Source organism: Pseudomonas sp. CLCA07, from assembly GCF_053615335.1.
This window is the reverse complement of record NZ_CM132131.1, coordinates 3,278,152-3,297,112: the sequence shown is the minus strand read 5'-3', so window position 1 is coordinate 3,297,112 and position 18,961 is coordinate 3,278,152. Positions and strand designations below refer to the sequence as shown.

At 58.7% G+C, this 18,961-nt stretch carries 16 protein-coding genes and 2 pseudogenes; 3 read left to right on the top strand and 15 right to left on the bottom strand.

Annotated features, from left to right (window positions below; translation table 11 throughout):
• Positions 1-2: 2 nt before the first annotated feature.
• Both ACWGZX_RS15210 and ACWGZX_RS15205 read right to left on the bottom strand, forming a co-directional pair.
• Positions 3-248, bottom strand: coding sequence for a DUF2789 domain-containing protein (locus tag ACWGZX_RS15210; RefSeq protein WP_452628887.1), 246 nt, complete (start codon positions 246-248; stop codon positions 3-5).
• Positions 249-388: 140 nt separating this feature from the next.
• Positions 389-850, bottom strand: coding sequence for an aminoacyl-tRNA deacylase (locus ACWGZX_RS15205; protein ID WP_223520516.1), 462 nt, complete (start codon positions 848-850; stop codon positions 389-391).
• 198 nt (positions 851-1,048) lie between these two features.
• Here ACWGZX_RS15205 and ACWGZX_RS15200 point away from each other — a divergent pair, with 198 nt between their 5' ends.
• Positions 1,049-1,582 (top strand): NfeD family protein, encoded by a 534-nt coding sequence (locus ACWGZX_RS15200; protein WP_452628886.1) that lies wholly within the window; start codon positions 1,049-1,051, stop codon positions 1,580-1,582.
• Between the two features lie 2 nt (positions 1,583-1,584).
• A complete protein-coding gene (locus tag ACWGZX_RS15195) occupies positions 1,585-2,343 on the top strand; it encodes a slipin family protein (protein WP_452628885.1) in 759 nt (252 codons plus the stop codon).
• Positions 2,344-2,372: 29 nt separating this feature from the next.
• Here ACWGZX_RS15195 and ACWGZX_RS15190 read toward each other — a convergent pair whose 3' ends face one another.
• Complete coding sequence (locus ACWGZX_RS15190; protein ID WP_452628884.1) at positions 2,373-3,944, bottom strand: glycosyltransferase family 39 protein; 1,572 nt, start codon at positions 3,942-3,944, stop codon at positions 2,373-2,375.
• A gap of 584 nt (positions 3,945-4,528) precedes the next feature.
• Here ACWGZX_RS15190 and ACWGZX_RS15185 point away from each other — a divergent pair.
• Positions 4,529-5,218, top strand: coding sequence for an NYN domain-containing protein (locus ACWGZX_RS15185; RefSeq protein ID WP_007946234.1), 690 nt, complete (start codon positions 4,529-4,531; stop codon positions 5,216-5,218).
• Here the strand turns inward: ACWGZX_RS15185 and ACWGZX_RS15180 are convergent.
• The 12 genes and pseudogenes from ACWGZX_RS15180 to ACWGZX_RS15125 all read right to left on the bottom strand — a co-directional run.
• Positions 5,199-6,785: an efflux transporter outer membrane subunit gene (locus tag ACWGZX_RS15180; protein ID WP_452628883.1), complete on the bottom strand. Its 1,587-nt coding sequence runs from the start codon at positions 6,783-6,785 to the stop codon at positions 5,199-5,201. The two genes, ACWGZX_RS15185 and ACWGZX_RS15180, sit on opposite strands and share 20 nt — an antisense overlap.
• Positions 6,782-7,846 carry an HlyD family secretion protein gene (locus tag ACWGZX_RS15175; protein ID WP_452628882.1) on the bottom strand — a complete coding sequence of 355 codons (1,065 nt, stop codon included), beginning with the start codon at positions 7,844-7,846 and terminating at the stop codon, positions 6,782-6,784. Before ACWGZX_RS15175 ends, ACWGZX_RS15180 begins: the two co-directional genes overlap by 4 nt.
• Before the next feature lie 26 nt (positions 7,847-7,872).
• Complete coding sequence (locus tag ACWGZX_RS15170; protein WP_452628881.1) at positions 7,873-9,408, bottom strand: MFS transporter; 1,536 nt, start codon at positions 9,406-9,408, stop codon at positions 7,873-7,875.
• Between the two features lie 220 nt (positions 9,409-9,628).
• Positions 9,629-10,549, bottom strand: coding sequence for a LysR family transcriptional regulator (locus tag ACWGZX_RS15165; protein WP_223521071.1), 921 nt, complete (start codon positions 10,547-10,549; stop codon positions 9,629-9,631).
• Positions 10,550-10,762: 213 nt separating this feature from the next.
• Positions 10,763-11,629 carry an ABC transporter permease gene (locus ACWGZX_RS15160; RefSeq protein ID WP_452628880.1) on the bottom strand — a complete coding sequence of 289 codons (867 nt, stop codon included), beginning with the start codon at positions 11,627-11,629 and terminating at the stop codon, positions 10,763-10,765.
• Positions 11,630-11,649: 20 nt separating this feature from the next.
• The gene (locus ACWGZX_RS15155) at positions 11,650-12,510 is read right to left on the bottom strand and encodes an ABC transporter ATP-binding protein (protein ID WP_452628879.1); all 861 of its coding nucleotides are present in this window, start codon (positions 12,508-12,510) and stop codon (positions 11,650-11,652) included.
• A 5-nt stretch (positions 12,511-12,515) separates the two neighbouring features.
• A complete protein-coding gene (locus ACWGZX_RS15150; RefSeq protein WP_452628878.1) occupies positions 12,516-13,541 on the bottom strand; it encodes an ABC transporter substrate-binding protein in 1,026 nt (341 codons plus the stop codon).
• Between the two features lie 17 nt (positions 13,542-13,558).
• Positions 13,559-14,461, bottom strand: a complete 903-nt coding sequence (locus ACWGZX_RS15145; RefSeq protein ID WP_452628877.1) for a TauD/TfdA dioxygenase family protein — start codon at positions 14,459-14,461, stop codon at positions 13,559-13,561.
• Positions 14,462-14,762: 301 nt separating this feature from the next.
• Positions 14,763-16,130, bottom strand: a complete 1,368-nt coding sequence (locus ACWGZX_RS15140; RefSeq protein ID WP_452628876.1) for an HlyD family type I secretion periplasmic adaptor subunit — start codon at positions 16,128-16,130, stop codon at positions 14,763-14,765.
• On the bottom strand, positions 16,120-18,276 hold the full coding sequence (locus ACWGZX_RS15135; protein ID WP_452628875.1) for a type I secretion system permease/ATPase: 2,157 nt from the start codon (positions 18,274-18,276) through the stop codon (positions 16,120-16,122). The genes ACWGZX_RS15140 and ACWGZX_RS15135 overlap by 11 nt, the downstream gene beginning before the upstream one ends.
• A gap of 36 nt (positions 18,277-18,312) precedes the next feature.
• Positions 18,313-18,576: pseudogene (locus tag ACWGZX_RS15130) on the bottom strand (TolC family outer membrane protein); the annotation flags it as partial.
• A 67-nt stretch (positions 18,577-18,643) separates the two neighbouring features.
• Positions 18,644-18,730 (bottom strand): annotated as a pseudogene (locus tag ACWGZX_RS15125) (hypothetical protein); the annotation flags it as partial.
• Positions 18,731-18,961: the final 231 nt, after the last annotated feature.

Genomic DNA, 18,961 nt, shown 5'->3' with positions numbered 1-18,961 from the left:
ATTTATACCCCCCGCCCCTTCCTCAACAACACATCCAATTGATCCACCACCTCCGCCCAATCGGCGTCATCAAGAATATCGTCACGCAAAAACTGCGCCTGACTCTCGCTCCAGAAAAACGCATCCGCGAGGTGCAATTCGGGCTTGAGCGGTGAGTGGGTGGCGATGAATTTATCGATGCTTTCGGCGTCATCCTCCAGACCGAGTTGTTTGAACAGGGAGGGGAGGCTGTGGGTTGGGGATTCCATGTCGGGCTCCTTTTTTCAGGGCAAATGAATGGGTGACTGCGGTGCAGTCAATCGCGGGCAAGCCACGCTCCCACAGGTACGACGAGATCCCTGTGGGAGCGAGCCTGCTCGCGATGACGGCAGCATTGACGACACAACACTCAATCACTTAATTCCCGCACCTCGGCATGCGGCACCATTCTCAGGAACTCCGGCATGTCCATGTGCAGCAGGTTGATGTGGTTGCCGGCTTCCAGATAGATGTCTTTCTGGCGGGTCAGTAGTGGGTCGATGACCACGTCCAGCCCATACGCCTCGCCAAGGGCAGGTATGGCACCGCGTTCACAATCATCAAACAGGTGCGGCAGGTTGCTTTCCCGCGAGACCTGCCATTCGCCACTGCTGCGGACTTTGCTCAGGTCCAGGTGGCGGCTGGCGGGAAGTACCGCCATCAGGTAATGGCCATGGCGATCGTCGAGGATGACCGACTTGGCTACCCGTTCTGCTGGAATGCCCGCGAGCCGCGCCGTTTCCAGGCTGCTAGCTGAATGGGGATGGGTGACGATGTCGTATTCGCATTGAGCCGTTTCCAGGCTTCTCTGCACGGTTCTTGCCATTCGCATGATGCACCTCGGTGTCCGTTCCCGTGACGGGCGGACGATGGTTAACGCTTTTCTTCGTACTAAAAGTCTAGGCCTGCCGGCACATTCCGGCGGGAAATCCGCCCATCGGACGCCGTCGAAAAGTGAGCATAATTCAGATACGCCGAGGCTCAACTAAACTGTATACAGAGCCACCTAATGACTCTCGCGGAGGGTCAAGTGAATACTCGTTGCTGTGTCGTAGCGCTGCTATTGGCGTTGAGCGGATCGGTGTTCGCAGCCGATACCGTTGTGCTGCTGATGCCAAACCCTATCGGGATCTGGTTGATCACATTTGGCATCGCCTTTCTGATCGCCGAGGCCGCGTTGCCCAATTACGGCGTGATCGGTTTGGGTGGCATTGTGATGTTCGTGATCGGCGCGGTGATTCTGACCAACACCGAGGTGCCTGTTCCCTTGATGATCGGCCTGGGGCTGGTGAGTGCCCTGTTGCTGATTTTCCTGCTGATCCACGCCCTGAAAACCCGACCGCGCCGCACTGTCAGCGGCGACGCCGGACTGCTGGGCAGCGTGACACCGGTCTTGTCGTTACTGCCCGGCAATGCCTGTAACGGCTGGGTGCATCTGCAAGGGGAGCGCTGGCAGGTTTCAAGCTCGACACCGCTGCAGCCGGGGCAACACGTCCGGGTGGTGGCGCGAAAAGGATTACTGTTGCAAGTGGCCGCGGCTGACGCGGCGCCGGTGGGAGAATAGTCATGGGCCTGCAATTAGGTTTCGCCGCGCTGCTGCTATTGGTAATTGCACTGGCGGGGTCGACCTTCCGCATCCTTCGCGAATACGAGCGCGGCGTGGTATTCCAGCTCGGACGCTTCTGGCAGGTCAAGGGTCCCGGTTTGATCCTGTTGATCCCGGTGGTCCAGCAAATGGTCCGTGTCGACCTGCGGACCGTCGTCCTCGATGTGCCACCGCAAGACGTCATCACCCGCGACAACGTCTCGGTCAAGGTCAATGCGGTGCTGTACTTCCGCGTGCTTGATCCGCAGAAGGCGATCATCCAGGTCGAAGACTTTCTCGCGGCCACCAGCCAATTGGCCCAGACCACACTGCGAGCAGTCCTCGGTAAACATGAACTCGACGAACTGCTCGCCGAGCGCGAGCGATTGAACATAGACATCCAGCAAGTGCTCGACGCCCAGACCGACGCTTGGGGTATCAAGGTTGCCAACGTCGAGATCAAACATGTGGACCTCAATGAATCGATGGTCCGCGCCATCGCCAAACAAGCCGAAGCCGAACGGGAACGCCGGGCCAAAGTGATCCACGCCGAAGGTGAATTGCAGGCCTCGGAAAAACTCATGCAGGCCGCTGAAATGCTCGGCCGTCAGCCTGGGGCCATGCAACTGCGGTACATGCAGACGCTGAGCTCGATCGCTGGGGACAAGAGTTCGACCATAGTCTTTCCGCTGCCGATTGAATTGCTCAAAGGGATGGCGGATTTGTCGTCGAAGCCGTGAAAGTTCGCAACAGCATCACGCCAACGCTTTCAATGCCGCACAAACAAGCGCGCGTTAACCCATCCTGCCCGCGTTTCGCCAGCGCTCTGCCAGCCCGATGGCAGCGGCGCAAACTCGTCCGGCGCACCGACGGTGCCAATCAGCCACACACGCCCAGTGCCTTTGGGCAAGCTGTCGAGGCGGTCCAGGTAAATGTCCCGGGTGACCAGAGTGCCGAAACCATAGGCGTTTGGCCGGCTCGACCCACCATTGGCTAGCGGGGGGGTATATAGCAGCGGTTGGGTACCGGCGCGGTTGTAATAGACGTAGGGAAGGTACCAAAGCATGTCGCTGGTGACGATTCGGTCACCAGCAACAAAATGCTGGTTAACGTAGTCGACCAATACGTTGATCTGATTGTTGGGATCGACCGAGGTGTTGTTCTTCAAACCGACCAGTTCGACGCCGACAAACAGCACCAGCACGGTCAACGCCAGCACTCGCAAGCCTGAGTACAGGCGATCAATGGCCAGTGCGACAATCATCGGCAACCCCAGTGCATAGGCCGTCAGATAGCGCTCAATGAACACCGGCGAGATAAATGACACGCCAAACACCAACAGCATTGGCAACGCCGTGTAGGTCACCAGCAGCACACTGCCGCGAATGACGCTGCGGTCCCGCGCCAGCGCCACGCCAGTAATGACCAGCAACGCTAGCGGCAGCGCGATAAAAATCAGCGTCGGCAGGTTTTCGCCATCGTCCTGTGTCAGTAACGACCAGATCATCGACGGCAACGAGCTAAACGTGACCGGCGACTCCCACCCCACATCGCCATTGGCTTTGAGCTGATCCATGTGCTGGATCAAATCGATCAGGTTCGGCACCCACGGCAGGTACAGCAACACGATTGCCACATTCGCCAGCCACCAGCCGGGGCGTTGAATACTACGCAAACGAAAGCCTGGCAGTACACGAATCAGCCCCAGATACAGCCAGTGGCACATCACGCACAGGGCGGTGAAGTAATGGGTGTAGAACGCCGCGCTCATCAGCAGCACATACGCCACCAGATAGCGTGTGCGCCGGGGATGCCTGATCGAGTAAACCAGCGCAATCGTGGCACCGATCAGCCACAGGCCCAGTAGCGAATACATCCGCACTTCCTGGCTGTAACGTACCGCCGTCGGCAGCAGCGCCAGCAGTAAACCGGCCAGCAACGCAGCACGCCGAGTGGCGATCAAGTCCACCAACCAGACGCCGAGCCACACCGTGGCGATTCCGGGCAGCGCGCTGAGACAGCGGATCGAAAAAATGCCGTCGCCGAACAACGCGATCCAGCCATGCAGCAGCACGAAATACAGCGGAGGGTGCACATCGTGGGCGGCATGCACCCATATTTCAGCCACTGAGTAGTGGCTCATCAACAGGCTAGACCCTTCGTCGCCCCAGACGGCCGCCGCCGTCAGATCGTAGAAACGCACCAAGGCCGCCAGCGCCAGAATCGGCACCAACCGGTGTTCCTGCGCCCACCGCAGCCAACGCTGCACAACCGCCCAACCACCGGGCACTGCGTGCGGATCCTGGGTGCCGCCAAGTGATGTTTCTCTGTGCACTTCCATTGCCTCCCCTCGCAACTGGCCCGAGATCACGAAGCTTATGGATCACTGTAAGACGGTGCAGGTTCGTCGTCGATGCTGGCTTTACGACCAGCGACATCGGCGACCGTATCCCCTGCCGGTCGAGTGGGGGCTAAAACGTGTGGGAGTGCATCAAGCGGTGAGCGATTACTGGATGGAAATGGGTTGTTTCAAAAATGCCAAATGTCTCCGAACGGGTGCATGGTTTTTCTGCACTGCCTCTCGGTAATAAATCCCACACAAAACGGGGAATCTACATTCAATCCTTACCGAGATGAGCTGTGGACAATCGTCACTTTTACAGAGATATAGCACTTAAACATTCATCCTGTAGCAAACACTAATAGATTGAGTCGATAACACCTTGACCATCCACCGGACGAATGCTCAAAACTGGCTCGCCGCTGAAAGTCGAGTAGAGCGTTAATCAATCTACGGGTTGACGCCCGTGCCGCACCCGACTTACGATCCCCCCACTGAACCCCGTACGCAGAGATTAAATTCACTGGCAGTTGGGGTGAAGAAACCGGCCTAGGCCGGTTTTTTCGTTTCTGAGGTATGAGTTTTTGCGAACTGCTTTCTTTGTTGATGGCTACAACATGTTCTATGGATTACTCGCGGGCACACCGTATAAATGGCTTAATCTCCAAGGCTTGCTGGCCCATGTCGCGTACATCGAGAATCCGCAGAGTTCGATCATCTCCGTTGATTACTTCACCTCATCCGTCAAACCAGAACTTGCTACTCGCGGCAGAGCCTCCAAAGAAGCTCAAGACACCTATGTGCGCGCGTTAAAGACGACCAATGTTGCCGTTCACTATGGTCGCCATAAACTTGAGCCCGCTAAAGCCCCTCGTTTCATTGACAGAAAAATCGGCGCATCTCGCCAGGACAAAGTGGACATCTGGAAGCTTGAAGAGAAAGAAACAGATGTCCACATTGCAATTAGCATGTATCGCACAGCAGCAAGGCAGACCAAGCTCCATATCCATGACCAAATCGAACAACTGGTGCTGGTATCCAGTGATACAGACATGACTCCAGCCCTGAGAGCAATCCGAGAGGATTTCCCTGATATGAAAGTCGGGGTCATTCTTCCCCACCGGGCTGAGTTAAACCGTCCTTCGCCAGGCTCTTTAAAAGAACTCTCACACTGGATGCGACGAGTCGTCACCGAAGAAGAGCTGCAAAAGCATCAATTTCCAAACCGGGTGCCAACACACAAGGCGCCCGCCATCAAGCCGGATTATTGGTAACGACGCTTGCCACCGGATACACCGACTCCCATCCCCCGCCCAAAGCCTTGTACAACCCGACCATCGCCAGCGATACCCCGGTCGAACTCTCCACCAACTGCTCCTGAGTCGCCAATAACGCACCTTGCACCGTGAGCACATTGACGAAGTCCACCACGCCTTCGGTGTATTGCTGCTGCGCAGTACGCAGGGCGATCTGGTTTTGGCGGACGGATTCGGCGAGGCTGTCGCGACGCAGTTGTCGGGCGTTGTAGGCGGTCAGTTGATCGTCGATTTCATGCCAGGCGCGCAACACGGTTTGCTGGTAGGCGATGGCGGCTTCCTGTTGCTGGGCTTCGCGCAAGTTCAGCACGCCGCGTAGACGACCGCCGTCAAACAGCGGCAGGCTGAATTGCGGGCCGATGCCGAACGAGCGCGAGCCCCACGAACCAAAATCGCGGAGCTGCATGGCTTGCGAACCGATGTTGCCCGACAGAGTGATCCTCGGGTAGAAGTCCCCCTTGGCCACGCCGATGCTCGCCGTAGCGGCATGCAAGCGCGCTTCAGCCTGGCGGATATCCGGGCGGCGTTCGGCCAGTTGCGACGGCAGGCCGATAGCGACCTGCCGCGGGGTTTGCGGTACGGGCGCGTCTGTGGATAACTCGGCGTATAGCGCTTGCGGCGGTTCGCCCATCAGCAGGCTCAATGCGTTGATCAGTTGCGACTGCCGCTGCTCCAGCTCGGGCAGGCGCGATTCGATGGCGGCGACTTGAGCGGCGGCTTCGGCAACATCGAGGTCGGTGGCAACGCCGTCGGCCAGGCGCAGTTGCGAGAGTTTCAAACTGTGGCGGGCGACATCGAGGTTCTGCTCGGTGACGGCCCGAGTGCTTTGCACGCCGCGCAGCTGAATGTAGTCCTGAGCGGTTTCTGCGAGCACCGACAGCAACACACCCCGACGATCGTTTTCGGCCACTTCAAGCGTGGCGTCGGCGGCTTCGGTTTCGCGGCGCACGCGCCCCCAGAAATCCAGCTCCCAGGACGCGGAGAAGCCGGCGTCCCACAGGTTGAATGCCGAGTCACCGTTATGTCCCGATGGATCGTTCAAGCCTTGGCCGCTGTAACGTTTGCGTCCATAGCTGCCAGCGGCCGCCGTGCTGGGGTAACGGTTGGCGGTGATCACCTGGCGCGCGGCGCGGCTTTGCTGCAAACGGCTGCTGGCGAGTTTCAAGTCGAGGTTATCGGTCAGGGCGCGTTGGGTCAGGCCCGAGAGTATCGGATCGTGGAACACGTCCCACCAGCGCTCCTCGATCGTTGCGGTGACGGCTTGGCTGGCAGCGGCTTTTGACGGTTTTGACCATTCGCTGATTTGCGGGGCCTGAGGTTTGTGAAAGTCCGGGCCGACGGTGCAGGCTGAAAGGCCTGTCACCAATAAAGCGCCGAGAACTGCACAAGGCCACCGGCCTCTTCGCGAGCAGGCTCGCTCCCACAGGGGATCTCCTTTTGGGCAGAGATTGTGTGCATTGAACCGATTCAATGTGGGAGCGAGCCTGCTCGCGATGACGTCTGCCGAGCCAACAAACATCTTCATCGCGGAGTCACCTCATGCGACACCGCGCTCGCAGTATCAATACTCGCCTCCACCGACATCCCCACCCGCAACCGCGAGGCCAGTGCCTGACCCGGTTCCAGGACAATTTTCACCGGGATCCGCTGCACAACCTTGGTGAAATTGCCCGTGGCGTTGTCCGGTTTGATCGAGGCGAACGTCACCCCCGTCGCCGGGGCTATGCTCTCGACACGACCGTGCAGGGTCTCATCGCCGAGGCTGTCGACCCGTACCTGCACGTTCTGCCCCGGCTGTACGTTGGTCAGTTGAGTTTCTTGAAAATTGGCGACCACGTAAACCTGTGCCAGCGGCACCACCGCCAGTATCTTGCTGCCCGGCGTCACATAGGCGCCGACTCGTACCGCGCGCTCGCCGACCATGCCATCCTGTGGCGCAACAATGCGCGTGTAAGACAGCTCGTAACTGGCGATTTCCAGGGCAGCTTGCGCACGTTTCAGCCCACCTTCCGCCGCGTCGCATTGGGCTGTCAGGATGTCCACTTGCTTGCGTTCCGCCGCCAGCACCGCCGTTGCATTGGCCAACCGCGCATTGGCCTGATCAATACGCGTGCGCGCTTGCTGAGCATTCTGCACCGTGCCGGCCCCAACGCCCGCCAGGTGGTTGTAGCGGTTCAACTCTTGCTCAGCGAAGGCCATTTCAGCCTTGGCCGATGCCACCGAGGCCTGAGCCTGAGCGATCACTGAAGCCTGGCGCTCAAGGGTCGCCCGGGCATTTTGCAGCTGTGCTCTCGCCACCAGGGTCTCGGCGTCAGCCGCTTGGGCCGCGGCTCGCAGATCACGATCATCGATCAACGCCAGCAACTGCCCGGCCTTGACCTGCTGGTTGTCTTCCACCAACACGTCCTTGATAAACCCGGCCACGCGCGGGACCACCAGCGTGAAGTCCGCCGAGACAAAGGCATCATTGGTTTTTTGCTGCACGCGCTGACCGAAGAAGCCTGGCGCCAGCAGATAAATCAGCACGCCGACCGCCATCACGGCGGCGATACCGACAACCACTTTTTGCTTTGTTTGAATCGTCATAAAAACCTTCTGTTTCAGTGAAGCGTTCAAGTCGGCGCGCGCGGTGGATAAACCCGCGTCGGCAACCAGAAAATCAGCAGGATCAACGCCAGTGCGACGCCCGCCATGCACAGATAAAGATCGGAAGAAGTCAGCACCACGGCTTGCTCATGCAGCCGATGAGCGAGACCTGCGCTGTCGCTGTCGGCCAGTGGCGAATTACCGAGGTTGTCCACCAACATGGTTGAGTGGAAGTGCAGCCTGGAAGTGGTCAACGCCTCAATGACGCCGGTGGCGAGCACCGCGGACAGGCCTTTCACCGTGTTGAACCAGGCCGAGGCGAACGGTCCTTCCATGGGCGAAATGCTGCCGGTCGCGAGCATCAGCAGTGGCAGCACCGCCATCGGCTGACCGAAGATTTGCAGCAGTTGCAGCGCGTAGAAATCGTCGCGAATCCACGCCGACGTCAGCAGTGAACCGCCGATGCAAGACAGCGCCAACATGCTCAAGCCGATACCCAGCACCCAGCGGCAATCAACCCATCGCAGGTTGCACAACGCCGCCACCAACGGCAGCGCAATCAACTGCGGCAACGCCGCCAACAGCGTGATTGGCGCAGTCTGGATGGGGCGATAACCCTGCACCTGCGCCAGATAAGCGGACGGAATGATGATCATCGCCAGCAACACCACCAGCACCCCGGCCAAGGTGAGCAAGGCGAAGGACAGGTTGCGGACACCAAGCATCTGCATCTTGAAAAACGGAATTGGTTGCGACCATTCATTGATCAGGAACAGCACCATCAACAGCAACCCACCGCCGAGTAATCCGCAGATCAGGCTCGACTCTAACCAGTCCAATCGATTGCCCTGCAGAACGCCGATCACCAACAGGCAGATCGCTGGAAATCCCAGCAACAGACCGCGCCAGTTGAAGTGCCTGAGGCGTTCCAGGCGCAGCGGGTCCTGTGGCAAACCGTAAGACACCGCCAACAGGGCGATCAGGCACGGCACGATGATTTGCCAAAACGTCCATTGCCAACCGACATACTCGGTCCACAACCCGGCCAATGGCGTGCCGAGCCCGGGGCCGAAGGTGGCTGTCAGGGCATAACCGGCCAAGCCATAGAGCTTCACATTGGCCGGCAAGAATCGCAGCGCCACGGTCATCAACATCGGCGGCAACGCGCCGCCCGCCAAACCTTGCAACGTGCGCAGGACCAGCAGGCTTTCGTAGTTCGGGGCGAACGGACTCAACGCGCCTAACAGCGTGAAGGCGCTGATGGCGTAGAGGGTGAAACGCCGCAACGAAAACGTCACCGAGCACCATGGCGCAAACGCCATGGCCGCCACCGAGGTCGCGGTGTAACTGGCGACCAGCCAGGTGCCTTCGTCGTAGCCGATGGCCAACGCGCCGCGAATGTCCGCCAGGGCAACCTTGGTTACCATCTCGTTCAGGCCCGAGACCAGCACCGCCAATAACACGCCCACAAGACCGATGATGATCCGTGGGCCGAAGACCGGTGGTGCGACAGCGGCTGGACGGGTCGCGGCGAGTGGTGCCGTGACCGTGAGGGAAGTCATTACTGAATGCTCCGGGGATTGAGTACCAGGGCATTCTAAGAAGCGCGATGACTGACGAAAATTGACTTATTGGCAGGTTATAAATGCGCCAGACGCAGCAATACAAAAACCCCTGTGGGAGCGAGCCTGCTCGCGATTGGGCCTTCACATTCAACATCTATAGTGACTGACCCACCGCTATCGCGAGCAGGCTCGCTCCCACAGGGATTGGGGATCAATTTCAGGTGGGTTGTGCTGCGAGCCACGTCTCGTCGCAGCAGGTTTTGAGGGTTTCACGCAGCCAGCGGTGAGCCGGGTCATTGTCAAACCTGGGGTGCCAGGCCTGGGTCAGCATCAGTGTGGGCAGCGGAATCGGCAGCGTGAACGAGCGCAGTTTCAAGCCCAGGCGCCGCACACTCAGCAACGCCTCTTTGGGCACTGGCAGAATCAGATTGGAGTCTGGCAGCGCGAACATCGCCGCATGGAAGCTCGGCGCAATCACTGCAACCCTCCGCTCCAGCCCCAAAGCGTTGAGCGCCGTGTCGATCGGCCCGCGAGCAATGCCACGGCGCGACATGCTGATATGTGAAAAACCGGCGTAACGCTCGGCGGTAATCTCGTCATCGAACAGTGGATGATCCTCGCGCACCAGACCGACAAAGTGCGTTGAGAACAGGTTCTGCACTTTCACTTCCGGCATGACGGGACGATTGTTACTCACACTTAAATCGATCCGCCCTTCGCGCAGCGCTTCATCATCGCCATCGCCTTCCGGCACAAAGCGCAATTCACAATGCGGCGCTTGGCGTTCCATGGTGTCAAACAGCTTGCCGCCATAGACGCCGACGAAAAAGTCATTGGCGCGGATACTGAACCGCCGGCGTAGCGAACCGAGATCTACCACATCGGCCGAGCGAAATAGCAATGCGGCTTGCTCGACCACATCACGTACCTGCTCACGCAATTCCAGCGCCTTGGGCGTCGGTACCAAGCCACGACCGGCACGCACCAGGATCGGGTCGCCGATGGCCTCGCGTATCCGCGTCAGCGTTCGGCTCATGGCCGCCGGGCTGAGGTTCATCCGCCGTGCAGCGCCGACCACACTGCCTTCGTCGAGCAAAGCGTCGAGGGCGACCAACAGGTTCATGTCCGGGAGTTGCATGCTGAGCACTCGTGGCTAATCTGGATTGATTCAGACGCAATGCTAGCAAACTCCCCCAACTGGTGTGTTGGCTGGACTGACCCCTTCGCGGGCAAGCCCGCTCCTACAGGGATCTTTAGTGGATGCGGACTATGTGTTCGACGCATCACCCTGTGGGAGCGGCGATGCGACGATTCGACTTGCCCGCGAAGGCGTCAGACCAGACACCGCAACTTACCGCTGCATCCCCCACCGCTTCACGGTCACCCGTTCCAGCGTGTCGAACACCAGGTTCTCCACCAGCAATCCGATCAGGATCACCACCGCCAACCCGGCAAACACCTTGTCGGTGTACAGCTCATTGCGGTTCTGGAATATGTACCAACCCAACCCACCCTTGCCGCTGGTCGCGCCAAACACCAGCTCTGCGGCGATCAACGTGCGCCAGGCAAAGGCCCAGCCGATTTTCAGCCCGGCAAGGATCGATGGCAACGCGGCCGGGATCAGGATAAACAGCACGAACCGCATGCCCTTGAGGCCATAGTTGCGCCCGGCCATGCGCAGGGTTTCCGAGACACCGAGAAACCCGGCATAGGTGTTCAAGGCCAAGGCCCAAAGCACTGAGTGCACCAGCACAAAAATCAGGCTGTTCTGCCCCAGGCCGAACCACAGCAGTGCCAGTGGCAACAACGCAATCGCCGGCAGAGGGTTGAACATCGAGGTCAATGTGCTCAACAGGTCGCGACCAAACTGGGTCGACACCGCCAATGTGGTCAGGGCAAATGCCAGGACGATGCCGATCAGGTAACCCTTGAGCAACACCACCAACGAAATCCACACTTTGCCCAGCAATTCGCCAGTGAGCAAACCGTCATACAGCGCGCTGGCGGTTTGCAGAAAACTTGGTAGCAACAGGTCGTTGTTCTGAACACGGGCAACCACTTCCCACAGCACCGCCAGCAAAATCAGGATCAGGCTTTTACGAATCCAGCCCTGTTGCCAGAGGCGCTGACCAAGCGGCAGTTCACGTTCCAGCGGTACGCTGGTCAGCGGCTGTAAAACGGTTTCGAACTCTTCACGCACAGATGATAAATGGCTCATCGGGCAAACCTCTCAATGGCTCAATAAGCGATGCGAATATCGGAAAAATCCAGCTCACGCTCGGTTTCCGGAGATAGCCCTTCATCGAACAACAACCGATGAATCCGTCGCGCCGACTCCTGAAACGCAACGCCGCCGAGGCTGTGCAAATCGTATTGATGGCTGTGGACTTCTGCCCGTACCCGGCCCGGATGCGGCGACAACAGCAAAATGCGATTGCCCACCACTAGCGCCTCTTCGATGGAGTGCGTGACGAACAACAGCGTGAAACGCACCTCTTCCCAGAGCAGCAGCAATTCTTCCTGCATCTTGCGGCGGGTCAGCGCATCGAGGGCGGCGAAGGGTTCGTCCATCAAGAGGATTTTCGGCTGCATCGCCAAGGCGCGAGCGATGGCGACTCGCGCTTTCATGCCACCGGACAAGGTATGCGGATAAGCATCGGCAAATGCCGCCAGCCCCACCTTCTCCAGATAGTGCAGCGCCCGCTCTTCAGCCTCTTTACGTTTGAGCGTTTTGGACGCCAGCAGCGGAAACATCACGTTCTGTTTGACGGTTTTCCACGGTGGCAGTTGATTGAACTCCTGGAACACCACAATTCGATCCGGGCCCGGCGCGTGGACAGTTTGCCCTTGCAGGCGAATCTCACCCTCACAAGGCTGAATAAAACCTGCGACAGCCTTGAGCAACGTCGATTTACCGCAACCGGACGGGCCGAGCAGCACAAAGCGGTCCGCCGGATCGATTTCAAAACTGACTTGATGGGTCGCCCGAACCACACGCTGCGGCGTGCGGTATTCGAGGCTGACATTGTCGACCGACAGCAGCGCTTGGGCTGCCGCGTTCGATTTGCTGACCGTGTGGCCTTGCAAAGGGGCGTTCATGACAATCAGCTCCCTTGCAGCGGTTTGGTGTCCTGGAAGAAGTAGTCCTTCCACGAATCCGGTTTGTTTTTGATCGCGCCGACCCGGTAGAGGAACTCGGCCAGCGGATAAGTATTTTTCGGCGTGATGCTGAATTCGAATTGCGGGTTATCGATAATTTTCAGCAACGCGGCGCGGTCGATTTTCGCCTTCGTGACGCGGAGGTACGTGTCGGCTGCCGCGCCTTTATCGTTCTGCGCAAATTCAGCCGCTTCAGTCAGCGCCGCAATGAAGGCCTTGTAGGTTTTCGGGTTCTCGTCACGGAATTTCTCGGTGGCGAACAGCACCGTCGGTGAGTTCGGGCCGAGCACGTCATAGGAGTTCAACACCACATGGACGTTGGGGTTGGCCAGCTCCTGATCCTGGAACGGCGGGTTGGAGAAGTGCCCTGACAACTCGGTGCCACCGGCCACCAGCGCGGCCGTGGCGTCCGGGTGCGGCACCGCGATGGTGTACTTGTCGAGGCGATTGAACTCCTTGTCACCCCATTGCTTGGCCGCCGCGTATTGCAGGAAACGCGATTGCACTGAAACCCCAACAGCCGGCACCGCAATACGATCCTTCTCGGTGAAATCGGCGATGGTTTTAACTTTAGGATTATTGCTCACCAGGTAGTAAGGGAAGTTGCCGAGGGAAGCCACGGCTTTGACGTTCTGCTTGCCGTGGGTGCGATCCCAGATCGTCAGCAACGGGCCGACACCAGCGCCAGCGATATCAATCGAACCGGAGAGCAGCGCGTCATTGACCGCCGCGCCACCAGACAGCTGAGTCCAGTCGACCTTGATGTCGATGCCTTCCTGCTTGCCATACTTCTCGATCAGGTTCTGATCGCGCACCACATTGAGCAACAGGTAAACAATGCCGAACTGCTCGGCGATGCGGATTTCACCTTCGGCGTGGGCCACGGTCGGCGCCACCAGGCTGCCGGCGATCAGGCTGAAACCCAGACCGATGGCGGCCGCCAGCGGCGCAAATGGAAGACGTTTGGACATGAGAATTCTCCGACAAATCAGAAAGGCGCGTCGCCCTGGATGGTGGTGCGAAACAGCTTGCGGCGCAGATGGTTGGGGCATCCGGCGGCGAGGTGGATCAGCGAGCGGTTGTCCCAGAACACCAGGTCTTGGGGCTGCCATCGATGGCGGTAAATGTTTTGCGGCAGCACGCTATGGGCGTAGAGCTCATCAAGCAGTTGCTTGCTCTCGTCTTCCGGCAAACCGACGATGCGCGTGGTAAAGCCTTCGCTGACGAACAACGCCTTGCGTCCGTTTTCTGGGTGCGTGCGCACGATCGGATGAACCACTTCGGCGACTTGTGCGAGCTGCTCCGGAGTCAGAGTCGGGCGCCAGTTGCCTTCGAATTTGGTCTCGCTGTAACGCGCGGTGTAGGAATGCGCCGCGGATCGGCCTTCGACCGCTTTGCGCAACGCGTCGGGCAAGTTGTCCCAGGCTTTGTGCATGTCGGCGAACAAGGTGTCGCCGCCTTCGGACGGCAATTCTTGGGCGTGCAGCATCGAGCCCAGGCTGGGCAGCTCTTTATAGGACAGGTCGGAGTGCCAGAACTTGCCGGCATCACCGAGGCCGATGGATTGGCCATTTTCGATGATGTTGGAAACGATGAGGATCTCCGGGTGGCCGGCCAGCAGGAATTGCTTGAGTACATGGATCTGCAACACGCCGAATCGACGGCTGAAGGCGATCTGCTGCTCAGGGCTAATACGCTGGTCGCGGAACACCACGACGTGATGATCCAGGTGCGCGCGATGGATGCGGGCGAAGTCCTGATCGTTGATTGGCCGAGACAGGTCGAGGCCGATGATTTCGGCACCAACGGCGCCGCTGAACGGGCGGATATCGAAGATTTGAGGCGCGATGCTTTGAGAGGCATTCGCTGAAGACAAAGAGACGGCTGACATAAAAATCACTCCCACGCACGGCACGCTCAAAGGCGCGCGCGTCGATCAAGAAACTCACGGAGGTCCCGTGTTGGTTCGTGTCGTGCGGCGCGCCGATTGGTCGGCAGGTACGCAGGAGAGTGACTTTATAGATATAAAAATTTAATTTTAAATACCGTTAATGAATAACGATATGGCTTTTGATGTTTACCGTTCTTGAGGCCGCCATCGCGGGCGAGCCCGCTCCCACAGGGCTCGTGTGATCAACACGGTCCTGTGGGAACGGGCTGCCCGCGATGAGGCCGGCAGCCGCAGCCGAGAACTACCGCTCGTGCAGCGCCTCAGCCCGCGCCCGAATAATCGGCTTGAGCAAATAGCTGAGCACTGACTTCTTGCCGGTGATGATATCCACCGACGCCACCATCCCCGGAATGATCAGCAACGGCTTTTCATCCGTCCCCAGATGGCTGCGATCAGTGCGCAGCTTGATGATGTAGTACGTGTTCTTCTTGTCTTCATCGGTGATGGTGTCAGCGCCGATCTGTTCAAGCTTGGCCTTCAACCCACCATAAATGGTGTAGTCGTACGCCGTGAACTTCACCGTCGCTTCTTGCCCCGGATGCAGGAAGGCGATGTCTTGCGGACGAACTTTCGCCTCGACCAGCAAGGTGTCGTCCAGCGGCACGATTTCCACCAGATCGCTGCCCGGCTGAATCACGCCGCCAATGGTGTTCACCAACAACTTGTTGACGATGCCACGTACCGGCGATGTCACCAGCGTCCGGCTGACCCGGTCTTCCAGCGCTTTGCCAGTGGCCTGGGCCTTGTTCAGATCGGTGCGCGCTTCGTTCAGTTGGGTCAGCGCTTCGCTGCGGAATTTGCCACGCGTCTCGTCGATCTTGCGCTGCACTTCCTTGATCGCCGATTCGGCACGAGGGATCGCCAGCGTCGTGGCATCCAGTTGCCCGCGCGTTTCGACTTCCCCACGCTTAAGCCGCAGCACTTCAACCGGCGACACCGCGCCCTGGGCCACTAACGGCTCGGACATGTTGATTTCCTGGCGTTGCAACGCCAACCCGTTACGGTACTGCGACTGCTTAGAGGTGAATTCACGCAGCTCTTGCTGACGCTGGATCAATTGCTCCTGCAAACCACCGATTTCATCGTGCAGTTGCTGACGACGGCTGGTGTACAGCGACTCTTCGCTGGCCGCCTGAATGGGCACGGCTTTGAGCACATCCGCCGGGAAATTCAGCGGACGGTCGTCAACTTCCGCACTCAAGCGCTCAACCCGCAGCAGCATCGACAATCGATCCGCTTCGGTTTCACCGACGTTGGAGGCAAAGCGCGTATCGTCCAGGCGAATCAGCGGCGCACCGGCCTCAACAATCTGCCCTTCCTTGACGAACAACTCAGAGACGATCCCGCCTTCAAGGTTCTGGATTTTCTGGATCTTGGACGACGGAATCGCCTTGCCGTCGCCCTTGGTGACCTCGTCGATCACGGCGTAGTTGGCCCAGAGCATCAGAAACACGAAAAATCCGATGATTGCCCAGATCGTCAACCGCACCACACGCGGGGCGTCTTCGATGAGGGCTTTGTTGACCTCGGGCAAAGGCTGGCCATGCAGTGAATCGGAGCCTTTGAAGTAACGACCGATCGCATTCTTGAAACCCGACTTAAGCAACACTGATCTGCCCCTTCTTCAACGCTTCCATCACGACGGCTTTCGGGCCATCGGCGAGAATTTGTCCACGGTCGATGACGATCAAGCGATCCACCAGCGACAACAGTGAAGCCCGGTGCGTGACCAGCACCACAGTCTTGCTTTCAATCATGGCCGCGAGGCGTTGTTTGAGGCGCTCTTCACCGGTGTTGTCCATGGCGCTGGTTGGTTCGTCGAGCAGCAGAATCGGCGGATTGAGCAGTAATGCCCGGGCCAGTGCGACGTTCTGGCGCTGACCGCCAGACAAGTTCTGCCCGCGCTCACCGACTTGCAGCTCATAACCTTGCGGGTGCAGACGGGCGAATTCATGCACACCGGCCAGTTCGGCTGCTTGCAAGACCAATTCGTCTTCGACATAGCGTGCGCCCGACACCAGGTTATCGCGAAGGGTGCCCGCCAACAGCTGGATGTCCTGCGCGACGTAGCCGATGTTGTAGCGCAATTCGCTCACGTCGATCTGGCGAATGTCGACGCCATCCACCAACAGCGCGCCGTCGTCCGGCTGGTACAGCCCCACCACCAGTTTGGCCAGGGAGCTTTTGCCCGAACCGCTGCGACCGATGATGCCGATCTTCTCGCCCGGCTTTATGCTCAGGTTGATGTTCTTCAGCGCCAGGTTCTGCTGCCCTGGGTAGGTGAAGTTCATCTGCCGGCACTCGATGCCGCCTTGCAGCACCTTGCGACTCAGCGGGCGCTCTTCGAAGTTGCGCTCTTGCGGCAACTCCATCATTTGATCGACCGAGGTCATGGTCACCCGCGCTTGCTGGTAACGCGTCAGCAGGCCGGACAGCGAAGCCAGCGGACTGAGGGCACGACCGCTGAGCATGTAGCAGGCGATAAGACCGCCCATGCTCAGGTTGCCGGCGATGATCTGGTACACGCCGAAGACGATCATGATGACCCCGGCCAGCTGCTGGATCAGCAACGTGATGTTCATCGCCAGGCCGGAGAGCATTTTCACCCGCAGTTCGAGGCGGCTGAGGGTGCCAATGGTTTGTTCCCACTGATACTGACGTTCGCTTTCGGCGTTGTTGACCTTCACCGCGTCGAGGCCGGCGAGGGTTTCGATCAGGCTCGACTGACGCTCGGCGCCCAGGGCCATGGTTCGCTCCATGGTCGCCACCAGCGGCTTCTGCAGTGCGTAGCCGATCAGCAAGGCAATCGGGAACGCCAGCACCGGAATCCACACCAGGTGCCCGCCGATAATTGCGATGACCATGAAGATCAGAAGCGTAAATGGCAGATCAATCAGGCTGGTCAGCGTCAGCGAGGCGAGGAAGTCGCGCAGGCTCTGAAACTCATGGATGTTCTGGGCGAAGCTGCCGACCCGGGCCGGTCGGTACTTCATGGCCATGCCGACGATGCGTTCGAACAACGTGGCGGAGATGATCAGGTCGGTTTTCTTGCCGGCCAGGTCCAGGCACAGACTGCGCAGACTCTTGAGGATCAGGTCGAACAGGTAAGCACCGGTAATGCCGATGGCCAATACCCACAGGGTCGATTCGGCCTGGTTCGGCACGACGCGGTCGTAGACGTTCATCACGAACAGCGGCGCGGCCATGGCGATGATGTTGATCAGGAAACTGGCGGCGATGGCGTCAGCGTAGAGCCAGCGCGAACGCTTGAGGGTGTCGCGGAACCACGAGCGTGCGCGCGGGATCAGCGTGCCGTGGTTGACGTCGAATTTGTGCTGGGGTTGAGCGAAAAACACTTTGCCGGTGTAGTCATCGGCGAGCAACTCGCGACTGACGACACTTTCGCCGCCATCGCTTTCGCTCAGAAGCACGCGAGCCTGGTCGTCACCCAGCCAGCCGAGCAGAACCGCACTGCGACCGTCCTTGAGCAACAACAGTGCCGGCAGCGCAATCGCCGGGATCTGCTCAAGCTTGCGTTGCAACACCCGACCTTGCAGGCCGGCGCGAGCCGCTGCGCGAGGTAGCAACTCGACGCTCAGGCGTTGCTTGGGCAATGGCAGGCCGGTGGTCAACATCGCGGCGCTGGCCGGCTTCTGATGCAATGTGCAAAGGGCTAGCAGGCCATCCAGTAACGGATCGTCATGCAGCGTGCGTGGATCATGGATGAGTTGAACCCGACTGACTTCTGATTCCACGCTCGACACTCTTGGCTAACGGTAAAAAGGGAGGACTCAATTCATCCCGGGGAGCTGAACCTGCGGCTTCACGTCGTTTTGCACAACGAAAGCTAGTGGTGCGACCACTCCCTGGCGCTTGAGCAACTCGCACATGGTCGCCTTGATTCGGTATTGAGTAAATAACTGAATAGTTTTGATCTCAGCCAAACAACAGAAAGCGTTAAACAGTTCGTTTTCGCTGTCGATCAAGTTGCGCTCACAGAGACTGAACTGTTTCTAAAATGCGGTGCGCACGCCGGTGTTGTGATCGACATATTGTTAAGCGGCCTTCACGACCATAACCGCCCGGCAGATCGACCCGGGGAAGGGATCCACCTTTGGCCGCCTTTAACCGATAATCCGCGGCCAATCGACTATTAATACTTGCCTGGACTTCCGGATGGACCTCCAGTGCCTGTTGTATTGCCTGCATAAGGCTCTGTTCCTGAACAAAACTGGCCGCATTGGCGCTGGGTGAAGACTTGAACAGTTGCTGACGAATGGTTCGAATTCCCCCAGGACGTCTTGTCCTGAATCACTTCAGAACGTACGACTGCATTGGATAATGGCTGCCTGAAATACCGTACGTCGGAAAGTAGAAAGTTAGAACGGGATCACACTCGGCAGGACAGTTCGTTACCTAAATATCAATGTGACATTACTG